The 13,481-nt window shown below is 40.5% G+C and carries 11 protein-coding genes; all 11 read left to right on the forward strand.

Features of this window, described 5'->3' with window-relative positions:
• The first annotated feature begins 134 nt into the window (after positions 1-134).
• The 11 genes from JI65_RS05260 (at position 135) to JI65_RS05305 (ending at position 13,431) form a co-directional block, all read left to right on the forward strand.
• Positions 135-1,535 (forward strand): Wadjet anti-phage system protein JetA family protein, encoded by a 1,401-nt coding sequence (locus JI65_RS05260; protein WP_191014339.1) that lies wholly within the window; start codon positions 135-137, stop codon positions 1,533-1,535.
• Positions 1,528-2,172: a DUF4194 domain-containing protein gene (locus tag JI65_RS05265; RefSeq protein ID WP_197971903.1), complete on the forward strand. Its 645-nt coding sequence runs from the start codon at positions 1,528-1,530 to the stop codon at positions 2,170-2,172. Before JI65_RS05260 ends, JI65_RS05265 begins: the two co-directional genes overlap by 8 nt.
• Positions 2,132-5,359 carry an ATP-binding protein gene (locus tag JI65_RS05270; protein WP_191014340.1) on the forward strand — a complete coding sequence of 1,076 codons (3,228 nt, stop codon included), beginning with the start codon at positions 2,132-2,134 and terminating at the stop codon, positions 5,357-5,359. Before JI65_RS05265 ends, JI65_RS05270 begins: the two co-directional genes overlap by 41 nt.
• Positions 5,349-6,542, forward strand: a complete 1,194-nt coding sequence (locus JI65_RS05275; RefSeq protein ID WP_191014341.1) for a Wadjet anti-phage system protein JetD domain-containing protein — start codon at positions 5,349-5,351, stop codon at positions 6,540-6,542. The genes JI65_RS05270 and JI65_RS05275 overlap by 11 nt, the downstream gene beginning before the upstream one ends.
• 373 nt (positions 6,543-6,915) lie before the next feature.
• Complete coding sequence (locus tag JI65_RS05280; protein WP_191014342.1) at positions 6,916-7,806, forward strand: zinc ribbon domain-containing protein; 891 nt, start codon at positions 6,916-6,918, stop codon at positions 7,804-7,806.
• Between the two features lie 115 nt (positions 7,807-7,921).
• Positions 7,922-8,542 (forward strand): hypothetical protein, encoded by a 621-nt coding sequence (locus tag JI65_RS05285; protein WP_191014343.1) that lies wholly within the window; start codon positions 7,922-7,924, stop codon positions 8,540-8,542.
• Positions 8,543-8,544: 2 nt separating this feature from the next.
• Complete coding sequence (locus tag JI65_RS05290; protein WP_191014344.1) at positions 8,545-9,402, forward strand: patatin-like phospholipase family protein; 858 nt, start codon at positions 8,545-8,547, stop codon at positions 9,400-9,402.
• 330 nt (positions 9,403-9,732) lie between these two features.
• Positions 9,733-10,497, forward strand: coding sequence for a FliG C-terminal domain-containing protein (locus JI65_RS17820; protein ID WP_191014345.1), 765 nt, complete (start codon positions 9,733-9,735; stop codon positions 10,495-10,497).
• A 32-nt stretch (positions 10,498-10,529) separates the two neighbouring features.
• Positions 10,530-10,964: a hypothetical protein gene (locus JI65_RS17320; protein ID WP_242457162.1), complete on the forward strand. Its 435-nt coding sequence runs from the start codon at positions 10,530-10,532 to the stop codon at positions 10,962-10,964.
• 854 nt (positions 10,965-11,818) lie between these two features.
• Positions 11,819-12,280: a PcfJ domain-containing protein gene (locus JI65_RS17325; protein ID WP_242457166.1), complete on the forward strand. Its 462-nt coding sequence runs from the start codon at positions 11,819-11,821 to the stop codon at positions 12,278-12,280.
• 140 nt (positions 12,281-12,420) lie between these two features.
• Positions 12,421-13,431 (forward strand): ADP-ribosylglycohydrolase family protein, encoded by a 1,011-nt coding sequence (locus tag JI65_RS05305; RefSeq protein WP_191014347.1) that lies wholly within the window; start codon positions 12,421-12,423, stop codon positions 13,429-13,431.
• Positions 13,432-13,481: the final 50 nt, after the last annotated feature.

Consider the following 13,481-nt stretch of genomic DNA (forward strand, 5'->3'; position numbering starts at 1 on the left):
AGTAAAAGTAAAAGGGAATAAAGCTTCTTGGTTCTGAGAGAAACTTGTTTTATAATGATTACTCTGAAAAGAGTTGAATTTTAACTTTTAGAGATGAATATAATTGATTACTACGAAAATACAAGGATTCCAAATTGAAAAATCTTTTTTCCGTTGTTCCTGCTGATTTTTTTAAGCCGCTTAATAGCCAATATAAAGACCAATACGCCGACTGCCTGCTTGCAATCTACAATTCTTATAGAACCGAAATTTCTTATGGTGTTGATAGGGAATCAATCGTTTCGACTTTGACCGATTACTTCAATTCCCGCACGGACGATATCAGTTTTGACGATGAGAGTGAAAGCATTGAGCGTGACGCTCGAAGCAAAGCTCAGAAAGTAATCAACTATCTGAAAAACTGCGGCTGGCTCGATTTTGAGGATGAAAAGGACTACAAGCAGAATGTAGTTTTGACGGAAGTCGCAGTTCCTTTTATCCGCACAATGAATGATGTTATCAAAAATGAAGAAACTGAATATCAGGGGCTTATCTCGCAGATTCATGCGGTTTTGCAGAACGAGGAGTTGTATTCAAAACCGTATCAGTTCATTCTGAAAAACGTGGTCAACAGCACGGAACAGCTCGTTTCAAGTCTTAAAAAACTGAATATTTCGATAAAAAAGCATATCGACAAACAAACGAAAAATCGTGAGCTAAAAAGCGTCCTTGATTTGTTCGAAAGTTACAACGAAGAAATCGTCTCCAAATCTCTTTACCGCTTGAAAACGAGCGAAAATATTGGCAGATTCCGGCAGTCCATAAAAAGAAATCTTGACAAAATGCTTGGCACGCAAAAAATTCTGGATGACCTTGTTGCCGGTTACATGGAAATTGAGCAGGAAAAAGATTCCGAGCTTGCAAAAGAAAAAATAATCGGAATGATAATCGGTGTTAAAGACGCTTTTGAGAATCTTGACAGGGTTATCGATGATATAGACCGCAAAAATAACCGCTACATGAAGAATGCCGCATCCCGTGCGAAGTTTGAGCTTTCTTCTGGAACAAATCAGGCCGGAAAAATAAACATGATTCTCCGCTATTTTACAGAAGTTTCAGATTCAGAAGAAAATATTGCGCCTGATTTATTCAACGTGTTTGTGCAGAAATTCGTGAGCGAGGAATCTGTAAAAAAAATTCCCGCCAAAAAAAGTTACGATGAAATTGAATCTATCAGAACTTCCGAAGTGCTTTCGGTGCAGGAACGTGAGCTGAAAAAAAAGCTGATGCTCGACAGGCAAATGTCAAGGATTTATCGAAAAAAAGTTGAATCGTTCGTTTCTGAAAAATTTAATGGAAGGAATATGTTCCTAGCTTCCGAGATTCCCGTTCAAAGCCGTAAAGATTTTGAAAAGCTGATTTACATACGTCTTTTTGCGCTCGGTTCAAAAGTCTATTCCGTGAAAAAGACCGGAAAAAGAGTCAAAACTGAAAAATGCGAATTCACGGATTTTGAGATTATCAGAAAAAACAAAAAGGAGACTGTGAATGTTTGAATCTCTGGAGATGATTGGCGCTTCCGCATCTCAAAAAGAAAAATTTTCAAAAGCTGCGAACAATCTTTTGAATCATTGTTTTATCCTCAAGAAAAAGGACGACACCCGGCAGGATTATATTTACATCAAGGACAATAAAGAAGAATTCTCTCTTGTATTTGACTTGCTCGGCTACGACATCCGAATTGATGAAGCGATTGGTCTTATTTCAATTTTCAATCGGAACGGTACAGGGCGGCTTCAGTTCACGAAATTCGAGAGCATCATGTTTTTGATTTTAAAGCTTCTGTATCTTGAAAAGCGGAACGACCTTTCAACCGACGGTGACACCGTTATTATTGCCGTTCAGGATATTCGTGACAAATACAATGTTCTGAAAATCAAAAACAAGCAGAAACTCGATAAAAACCTGGAGCAGAGAACAATCGCGCTCTTTAAGCGGTTCAATCTCATAAGAAACCTTACTTCCGACATTTCTTTGGGAGAAACAAGAATCGAAATCTTTCCTTCGATAATGATTGCGATTCCGAATGAGGGAATAACGCATTTGTATGAAAGCGTAAAAGACAGGCTGGCTGAATACGAGGAGGGGGACGATGACAGCAAAGGCGACAATATCGACGAAGAAACTGAATAGGGTGCGACTCGTAAACTGGATGTATTTTGGGGACGAGACGTTTCCGATAAACAAAGGCTCAGTCCTGATAAGCGGAGAAAATGCCGCAGGAAAATCGACCGTGCTCGACGCGATTCAGATGGTGCTCACCGGGAATTCCACGAAATTCAACAAAGCTGCCAACGAAAATTCAGACAGGGACTTGAAAAGCTATGTACGCTGCAAAATCGGCACGACGGAAAAAACTTATTTGCGCGAAGGAAACGTAATCAGCAACATTGCGCTGGAATTTTTTGAGGAAAAGGAAAATCGTTTTTTTGTGATTGGAGTTCACATTACATCTGGAAACGAAAACGAAACGCCAGACAAACGCTGGTACATTGAAAACGGCAAGCTCGAAGATTTTTCGTTTGTCACGAAAGACGAAAAGCCTTCCATGCCTGAAGAATTCCGTAAAAATGGCGAAAAAATCTCTTTTATAAAAAATCTCGGCGAATACAAAAATAATCTCCGCTACAGGCTTGGAAATCTTGAGGAGAAATTTTTCGAGGTTTTGTTAAAAGCCCTCGCGTTCCGTCCTGTGGATAATGTAAAGGATTTTATAAACAAATATGTGCTCACCGAAAAAACGATTGATGTTCAGTCGTTGCGCGAGAGCATTGATGTCTTAAATGAGTTTGAGCAGACATTGAAAAAAGCAAAACTGGAACGGAATGAACTTGAAAAGATTCTTTCGCAATTTTCTGTAATTGACGAGAACGTTCATAATCAAAAAGTAAACGACATGCTTCTAAAAATCGCAGAGCGCGAAAAACTTGAAAGTGACAAAGCGGAATACGAAATAAAAATCCGTATTGATGAGCAAAAATTAAGAGATGTAAAAAGCGAACTCGAATCAAAAGAAAGCCTGCAAAATGAAAAACAGGCAAAGCTTATTGAACTGAACCAGACTTTTAACAATTCCGATTACAAACGGCTCACCGAAAAAATTCAGGAATCAGTAAACAAACTTTCAGCAGACGAAAAAATTCAGACAGACAGGAAAAATAAACTGCTAAGAGAAATAAAAAGCATTCGGGAGTGTCTGAGCGCATTCCTGAAAATAAAGGACGTGCCAGTTTCACAGGAAGAGTTGAAATGTCTCGAAATCGTTTCTGATAAAAGCAAAAAAGCCGAGATTGTGGGGAATCTTGACACTTTCATCAAGAACGAGATTGAAGGTATCCGTGAGTCAAAAATAAAATTCAGAAGCGAACGACAGGACATTTCGGGGCAAATCGCAAAGCTTGATTCTGAAATTGCCTCGCTTGAAAGCAAAAATATCCGCTTTCCAGAAGAAACTGAGCGTTTGCGGCAGAATATCCAGAGTGAATTCAAGGAGAAGGGAATCGATTCTCCCGTCTATATTTTTGCGGAACTTCTTTCGATTACCGACAAAACCTGGACGAACGCCATCGAGGGATATTTGAATACCCAGCGTTTTTATCTGGTCGTTGAGCCTGAATATTACAATCTTGCGCTCGAAATCTATAACGCGAACAAAAAAAGCTACAATCAGGGAATCATCAATTTTAGAAAACTCCCGGAAAGCGAGGTTGAATCGAATTCTCTTGCGAATTTTGTTGAGACTGAAAACCGATATGCCCGCCGTTATGCGGATTTTATTTTGGGTAAAGTGATTTGCTGCGAGGATTTGCGGGAACTTGAGAACTATTCTTCTTCGATTACAAAAGACTGCATGGTTTACAAAAATTATGTTTCCCGAAAAATCGACCCGAAAATTTATGCAAAACCGTTCATCGGAAAAGACGCTATCGAAGTTCAGCTTGCGAATGCAAAAGCCCAGCGAAAAAACTTTCAGGAAAAACTTCCGTCGCTGCGTGAAAAAATCGCAATGTTTGAGCAAGTTGAGCAATCGTATGAAAATGTGAATTTTGCGATGGTAAAAGAATACTTGAATTCCCCGAATCAACTTGCAGAAATCTCGAAACAATTGCAAAACGAAAAAGCCGAACTTGAAAAAATCCAAAAAGATCCGGACACGATTTTGCTTCAGGAGAGAATTGAACAAGCTAGGTTACAGTTAAAAGAACTTTCTGATTCTATAAAAAAACTTGAAAGACAGAAAATAAATCTTGAAAATGAGGTAGAGAAAAGCAAGAATTGTGTTTCGGAGATTGAGGAAAAACTTTCTAAGGATTCAAAGGAATTTTTCGAGTATCAGGACAAAGAATCCACGATTTATAACGAAGCAAACGAAAAATATCTTGACCAGCGAAAAAAGCTTGATATTTCTAAAATTCTTGAAAACTTTGAATCGTACAAAAAAACTCTCGATGGACGAAAACTCACTCTTTTGAACGAACTTTGCCAGATGCAGGGAAGTTACAACAGCACTTTCGGAAAAGACTATATTTCGGGGCTTGCAGGCTTTGCGCAGTTTAAAAATCAGTTTGACAAACTGAACACTATCGAAATAGTCCGCACTGAAGAAACAATTCGAAAGTCTCGAGACAAGTGCGAGGACATTTTCAGAAACGAATTTCTCTCAAAAATGAAGGAATCTATTGAAAGTGCTCATTACGAATTTGAAAATCTCAAAAAAGCACTCAAGGACATAAATTACGGTGAAGATACATATAAATTCACTATTTCTCATAATAAGCAAAAGCAAAATCTTTATAAGATGATTATGGCTGACGACAACTTGGGAAGCGGAAATCTTTTTTCTGATAATTTCGAGAGCGAATTTAAAGAAGAAATAGACGAGCTTTTTACAAAAATCAAGGCTGGGGATTCTAGCGACAAGACTGTCCGCGAATATACGGATTACAGAACTTACCTTGATTACGACATTGAAATTCACAAGAAAAACGGTACTGTGCAAAAACTTTCCGAAAAGGCCAAGAGCAATTCCGGCGGAGAGTCGCAGGTTCCGTTCTATGTGATTATGGCGGCTTCGCTCAACAACATTTACCGCTCTGACAATTCCGTGCGGCTTTTGCTTTTGGACGAAGCGTTCAACAACATGGACGAGCAGCGAATTTCAAGCGTGATGAAATTTTTTAATCAACTGCAGTTTCAGACGATTCTTGTGGCTCCAAGCCCGAAAATTCAGGATATCGAAGAAAATGTTGATTCAGTTCTTACGGTGATGCGAGAGGATACTGTAAGTTTCGTGGAGGATTTCAGGTATTATGGCGAATAAAATCGAGTCGAAAATCCTCAACGCACTTTTGGATTCTTTTGAAAACAGCAAGACTTTCATCGGTGAGAACAAAAATCAGCAGACTTTTAAGATTTCTGTATCAAAACTTTTCGCAAAGTACGATGATGATTCCGAATATGAGTTCTACAAAGAAATCAATGCGTGTCTTTCGGCGCTCGAACAAAAAGATTTTGTAAGCCTGAAAAAAGAGCGGAGCGGAAAGATTTGTGTCGTTCTCCTGAAACTTGATTCTGTTCCGCAAATTTACGATTTTTTAAATCGCACCCCAAAATCAAATGTGAATCAGAATCTACTCGAAGTTTTTGATTCTTACAAAAATCTCTCGCCTGAAATTTATTTACCGTTTTTATTGTACATTGAAGAGCAAAAAAAGCGTTTGGCGGAAAATAAATCAGTCCAGTTTTTTGAGGGCAAAATCGATGATTACAGAGAGATTCTGAATGCCGCAACTGCCCTTCTTGAAAATCAGAACGAAATATTCATCCGCGAGTTATCCGTAAAGCTCTTCAACGATTCCAAAAAACTTGAATCGATTGAAAATACTGTGCGCTCTCTTTTATACAACTACGGCGACTACGACGACAAGGATACTGTCTTTGAAGAGCATGGCGTAATCAAAACGCCGACTTATGTGATGGTAAAAGGGCAGGGAATCCTGAACTTTGCCGGGCAGACGATTGACTTGTCAAAAATGCAGGGCGACATTGCTTTTTCCACTCAGACTTTAAAAAGCCTTTCTTCTGTTGAACTGAAAAACGCATCCGTGATTACAGTTGAAAACCTCACGAACTTCCACAAATATCAGGCTAAAAATGAGCTTGTGATTTATCTTGGCGGATTTCATAATTCCGTAAAGCGCGACTTTATAAAACTTGTGGCAAAGTGCAACCCGGCATCCGCTTTCAAGCATTTTGGTGACATTGATGCGGGCGGATTTTACATTCTCCGCCATTTGCGGAAAAAAACGGGAATAGACTTTGAATCTTTCAATATGGACTATAAAACCCTCGAACAATTCAAAGATTATTGGATTCCGCTAACGCCGAATGACAAAAAACGCTTATCTCTCTTAAAAGAAGATTCTCCCGACTTTTCCGATACAATTGATTTTATGCTCGAAAACAACTGCAAGCTTGAACAAGAATCCGAAATCCTTTTATAAATCTGCATGATTTTTACCCAAATGTTGGACAGATTCCGAATCTGTTGTTGAGTCTTTCGGGTATCGTCATGCTGAACTGGTTTCAGCATCTATGCTCCAGGAATGGTGAGGAGATTTCGAATCAAGTTCGGAATGACGCTCTGTCGGAAAAAAATCTGTTGTTGAGCCTGCCGGGTATCGTCATGCTGAACTAGTTTCAGCATCTAATTCTAGAGCTGCCGAAAAGTGTTCGAAACCACAACCAAACAGCCATTCTGAACACTTTTTTGCTGCATAACGGCATACTCCCGAAAGGGCGGGCATTGATGAATTTTTTGTTAATCACTTGACAAACTACTAGGGGGGGTATAGTGAAAAATCCAAGGAGTGAATAATGGATTCAGAAAAAAAATTGAAAAAATGCGCTTCGTGCGGAAACGAATTTGATGTTGCGTTTGCGTTCTGTCCAAAATGTGGCTCAAAATACGTCGAAGAAAAAACGCTCAAAAAATGTGCTTCGTGCGGAACTGAATTTGATTCAGCTTTTGAGTTTTGCCCGAACTGCGGTACAAAATACGAGCCTGTTGGGGATAATCCTGCGGAATCTCAAAATGCTGAACAAGAAACTGTTGAAGCAGAAAACTCTGAAGCCGAATCTGCTTCTGAAGAAAAGCCAGCGAAAAAAGGTAAAAAACTTCGCCTCATTTTGATTTTGTTTGGAATTCTCGCAGTGCTTGGTGGCGGTATTGCGTTCTTTATGGTTCAGCAACAAAATCACCTTAAAGAAATTGAACTCCAGCGTCAGCAGCATGAACGTGAGCTTGCAGAAGAACAACAGCGAGAGCGTGAACTCGAAGCGAAACTTGAACAGAAACGATATGAGGAAGAACGCATTGCCCAGGAAAAGGCTAGGGCAAAGCAAGTGCTCGTAAACGAGGATATTTATGTTGCGAATTGGAGCGGAGAGTATCTAAAATTTACACTTCCGTATGATTCAACTTTCGTAGAGATAGATGCTGATGTTGGCTCTAATTTTCATAGTGTTGAATTTATCGTTGCATCTTCGCTTGAAGACGCTACTGCTTTTACACATGGAAATCACTATTATTACGTTTCTGGAACTTACAAAAAAGGTCAGGGGTATTTTTTAAGTACGTCGTCGCTAACTCCAGGAGCTACGTATTATTTCTGTGTCTGGAACCCTACGCTTGGAATTCTTTCACAAAGTCAGTATAAAATTTCTGCAAAAGTAACAAGTTATAACAAATATTGGACGAAAAAATAATATAACCGACTGTTGTTGAGCCTTTCGGGTATTGTCATGCTGAACTTGTTTCAGCATCTAATTTTAGAGCTGTCGAAAAGTGTTCGAAACCACCATTTAATACAGGAGAGTAAAAATGATTCAAAAAACTTTCTGCTTTTTTTTAGTCTGCTTGATTTTTGTTTTTTTCTCCTGTGTTTCAACATCCGACCCTTCGCTTCCTGCCGAGTCACAAAAAGAAAAATCTCTTTCCGAGAACGAATACGCTGAGCCTGCGGAAGTTTGGCACGGAATCACAAGCCTTGAAGAACTTCGCGGCACTTGGATTTCGGACGACGGCTACAAATGGGAATATCCGTTTGTTCTGAACGGAAAAACTTACCTTCACAGAATCTTCCCCGAAAAAGACGACACCGCATTGTGGCAGGAATGTGCCCGCCAGCGCAACACAACTTTGGACGACATTTGGGGAAAGCGATTTTCCATGTATCTTGAAATCTACGGAGTTTGCTATCCGTATGCCGATGACGCACAAAATGAATTCGGCATAAAAACTTACCGTTCAGGCGGGAGAATCTTTTGCCGCCGCGAAAACCTGATTCCAGAATCTGTGGCAAAGAAAAATTTGAGGTTCTTTGAGCGTTCGAGCAAAGGAAATCTCCGCACTTCCGGGCCATTTTATTTTACGAACGAAAGTTACGGCTATGACGGCAGTAGTTGGGGATTTTACACGCCGTATGAGAATTATTGGTATTAAAAATGCAAAAAATTATCGTGGCGTTTTTCTTGACTTTTCTCTTTTTTTCCTCTTGCGCAGCTTTTTCACAGGAATTCGGTTTGGTGCTTTCTGGCGGGGGCGGAAAGGGGGCTTACGAAGTTGGCGTGTGGAAGGCTTTGACCGAGTACGGGCTTGCCCAAAAAGTCACTGTGATTTCTGGAACTAGCGTCGGCGGCTTGAACGCTGGCTTGTTTGCGGTTGCGCCTATGAGCCAAATTGAAAATATATGGCTCAACCTTGTTCCCGAATATTTGAATATGGATTACGAGCTTATTTCTGAGGACGGACTTTTATGGATTATGAATCAAGTTTGTTTTTCTAGAATCCAGCGAAAAAACTCGTATCCAAAAGTGTGGGTTACTGCAACGCGGGCCAGATTTACGGGGCTAAAACTGATTACAAAGTGGTTTTTTGGCATCGATTATTCCCACCGATTTTTACTGAACGAAGAAGACAGCGAAGATGAAATTCGAAGAAAACTCCTTGCGACTTCCGCGTTCCCGATTCTTACGAAGAGCGTGCGCCTGAGCGACGGCTACAAATATATTGACGGCGGGGCCAGCGACAATTGCCCTATAATTCCGATTATCGAAAATTACAATCCGGCGCAGATTTTTGTTGTGTATTTGGAGTACAGTCCGAATCATCGTCGGAGTCGGGAATATCCGGATTACAGCATTGTGGATTTTATTCCCAGCGAAGGCATGGGCTGGATTGGCGGAATGCTGGATTTTTCTTATTCTGAAATTAAACGTAAAATGGCTCTCGGCTACTCCGACACCGTTCAGATTCTAAAAAACTCCGGGCTAAAACCTGTTTCCTCATATTGGTTTGAGTAAAAGTTTTGCTGTGTTATGTTGTTGGACAGATTCCGAATCTGTTGTTGAGCCTTTCGGCTATCGTCATGCTGAACTAGTTTCAGCATCTATGCTACAGGAATGGCGAAGAGATTCCGAATCAAGTTCGGAATGACAGACTTTACAAGTTCGGAATGATTGAATTTGTAAAAACTTGAAATTTAACGATTTAAATTTAACGATTCGCCCTCCATCTGATACATTATTAGTGAACAGAAAAATTATGATAAAAAACTCGAAGTTCGAACTTTTAATGTTGTACACGTAGCCGGAAGCCTTACATCAATAAAAGAGAACAATCGGAGGTAAAACATGGCGAAAGAGCACACTGTAATAATCGACGACACGAACGACGGCGAATCAAAAGAACTTATCAAAAAAGTCATGGCGCGCTTTGACGCGGCGAATCAAAAAACGTTCAAAATAATAGAAGATTTTATTGCGGGCGGATATGAAGAAAATCTTGCCCGGCTTCTGGTTTATCTTCCAAAAGAGCGCAGAGATGCGGCACTTCAAAAATTGCCTGAAAACGTGCGTAAAAAAGTTTCTTCTATATTAAACACTTTTAGCGAAAAAAAGAATTCTGACCCAGACATTATGAGCGCGGTGGGAACGCTCTTAAAGAACGCTGATTTTTACGGCGAAAAGGCGGCCCACGAAATTATTCAGAACGATGATTTTTATTTTCTTTCGGCGATTGACAGCGAGAACAAAAATCTTTTTGAGGCAAATCCGCTTCTTTCGATGAACGTTGAGTATTATCTTGTGAACATGAATGTTCTCGTTGACCTTGACGACAGAAGCATTCAAAAATGGCTCCGCGAAGTCGATTCTTATGATTTGGCAAAGGCTCTCAAAGGAACGGGCGAGGAAGTTCAGAACAAAATCTTCCGCAACATGAGCCAGCGGGCGGCGACAATGCTCCGGGAAGACATGGAATTTATGGGGCCAGTCAGAAAAAGCGACGTGATTGAAGCGCAGAAAAAACTCATCGAGATTTTGAAAAGGCTGAATGAATCGGGCGAAATCGTGATTTTAAAAAGATTTGGCAGCTGCATTGGCGACGAGCTTATTTAAGTCAAATGTTGGGCTTTGGAGGATTTTATTTTATGGAAAAGATTTATTTTTATAGAAAACTTGGCAGCGCTGATTTTATTCAGAGCGAAAACGAAAAGAAAATAATCCCTGTGCGGTTCAAAAATCAATTCGTTCCAGACACAGTTGTTTTTGACTGGTCAAAAAATCTCTGGGAAAAAGCGGACTCAGTTCCAGATGAAACGGCAGAAATCCTTCCGGCGGAATTCGTAGAATTTCCTATTAAGCCTGCAAAGCCAAAGTTTACCGGCAACGGCGTTCTTTCTGGCGATGGCGGTATTGCAATCGAAGACCTTTCTCCCTGCGAGATGGCTGATTATTGTGCATGGCAAAAAGCGAAAGCCATTATTTTTTTAACTCGCGGAATTTTAAGGACTCGAAGGACTGTCAGAAAGATTATTTTGCGGGAGAACTTTGCGTTGATGAAGAAAATCTCACGCTCTCACTGACTTTCAAACGATTCGCACGAAAAGAACTTGAAGTAAGAGCTTCCTTGAGCAGGCAGATTGAATCCGCATTTTCTGTGTATTCCTCGCAGACTATTGAAACGCCTAGATTTTTAACTGAAACGATTTCTTTTGACATGAAAAACGGCAAGATTTCCTTTTCTTTTGAGTCCGGCTGGGATTCTGAGAAAAAAGAAGATTCTGAACCGTGGCGCGTGAACAAAAACAGCAAGAAAGAACTTTTGCCTTTTGAACGGCATGAAAAAATTCTGAACTTTCTCAAAAATCTGGAATTCTGTGTTTATCCAGAGAGCGTTCTTTGCCAGGCACACAAAAAACTTTCGGTCCTTGTAAAAAAAATCACGGGGCTTTCAGAAAACCCGGCGGCAAGAAAATATTTGAACGAAGAGAATAATAAGACTCGTTACCTTTCTGAAATGTATATGCTTACAATGCTTCCGTGCGAGCCGAATCTTTACGCAGTTCTTATGGATCAGGAACTGCATGAGTTGAACTTCTGCTTTACCTATGACCGCTCAGATACAAAAGTTCTGGAAAAATTTTTAAAAAAGGCTCACATTAAAGACCACCGTGTTTTGCGAAAAGTTTTTGCCGAGTATCCGATGGCTCTTCTCTTATGTATGCGCCTTCATGATTCGGGCTTCCGCGACGTCAATCTGTACAACCGAGTGCTCGAAAGCGAAGAAAATCGGGTGAAAATCAAATATCTTGACCGACAAGCCCTTGTTTTCTTTTCAAAATACAGCATAAAAAAGCGTGACGAGATTGCGACGATGAACACGCTTCTCAGAGAAAGCGAAGGAGTGGACTATTTTATGAAGGACGATGCTCTCTGCATGTTCCGGAAGTATTTTCGTTATGTGCCGGAAGAATTGCGGAAGGATATTCTGGAAGACGGATTTACCCGCTTTAACCATGACGCCCTTTCAAAAATCTCTTACAGCGCGGAGAATCGAAAGATTACCTTTAAATACACAGGCGAGCAGAAAAATCTTGAGGACGACATTGACGGCTATTCCTTTAGGCTCCCGAAAACGAACGTGCAGATGAGCGAAATCGGAACGGCACTTCATAACTGCGTGGCAAGCTATGCCGAAAGCGTTCGGCAAAAAGAATGCACAATTGTTTACGCCACAAAAGACGGGGACTATAAAATATGCATCGAAGTGAACGAAAACAAAATCTTGCAGGAACGAATTGACCGAAACGCCGAGCCTACCGCCGAAGAAAAATCCGTCCTAAAAAAATGGCACGAGCGGCACGGACTTAATTTTTCTTATAACGAGAGTATGTTATAGATGTAGAATGTGAAAAATGAGCGATAAAAACGAAGTCCTTTCAAAAGATGAAATCGATGAAATCGCTGAAAAAATATCACGGGCAGTGTTCGTGCAAACGCTGATTTTGACTGTGGAGAAATGAGAAAGGAAAAGTAAAAGTGAACGAAGAAAATGCAGTAAAAAAGATTATCTACGGAGTAGCTATTGGAGATGCGGCCGGATGTCCTGTGCAATTTTTAAAACGCGAGGACGTAAAAAAGCTGAATCTCACCGATATGGTGGGCCACGGTACATACAGCAAACCGGCTGGCACGTGGACTGACGACACAAGCATGACGCTTGCACTTGCGGACAGCCTTGCAGATACAATGGCTCTCGGAAAAGATGTTGACTATACGGACATTATGAAACGCTTTGAGTCCTGGCTTTTTGACAACAAATATACGACGGAGAAAAGAGCCTTTGACATGGGGCAAGCCTGCTCTGTGGCCATCTTCAACTTTAGAAAAGGAATTCCTGCCATTGAATGCGGCGGAAAAAGAATAGACCAAAACGGAAACGGCTCACTCATGCGGATTAGTCCGATAGTATTTTATCTTCAAAAAAAGTTCGGGCTGAATCTGCTTGAAAATGAAGAAAGCGTGAATGCGGCGTTTGAAGTAATTCAAAATGTTTCAAGCCTTACCCATGCGCATCCTGTTGCGAAACTTGGCTGCTGCATCTACTGTACCTTTCTTCTTGAATTGCTAAATGGAAGACAAAAATCTGATTTACGGGAATTAGCCTCAAAAACAATCAGAAAATACATTTTACGCAACAAAGAATTTACGGATGCCGCAACATATTGGGAACGACTTTTTGCTCCTGATTTTCTTGAGTCCAAAGAAGATGTTATAAAATCTTCTGGCTATGTTGTGGACACTCTTGAAGCCGCAATCTGGTGTTTTTTTTATACGGAGAATTATCGCGACTGCATAATAAAGGGAGTGAATCTTGGAGATGATGCTGATACTGTTTGCGCTGTATCTGGAGGGCTTGCAGGTCTTTATTACGGAGACTTCCCGGAAGATTGGATTGAAAAACTTCGCGGAAAAGAAATGCTTGACCGGATTGCAGAAAAACTTGAGGCGGCTTTGGTTTATGAAAATCCTCTCTTGCGTCAGGATTAAACGCTGAACCTACCGCCGAAGAAAAATCTGTCCTAAAAAAAAAGCAGAGC

It is taken from the genome of Treponema zioleckii (assembly GCF_014737315.1).
Taxonomy (GTDB): Bacteria; Spirochaetota; Spirochaetia; order Treponematales; family Treponemataceae; genus Treponema_D; species Treponema_D zioleckii.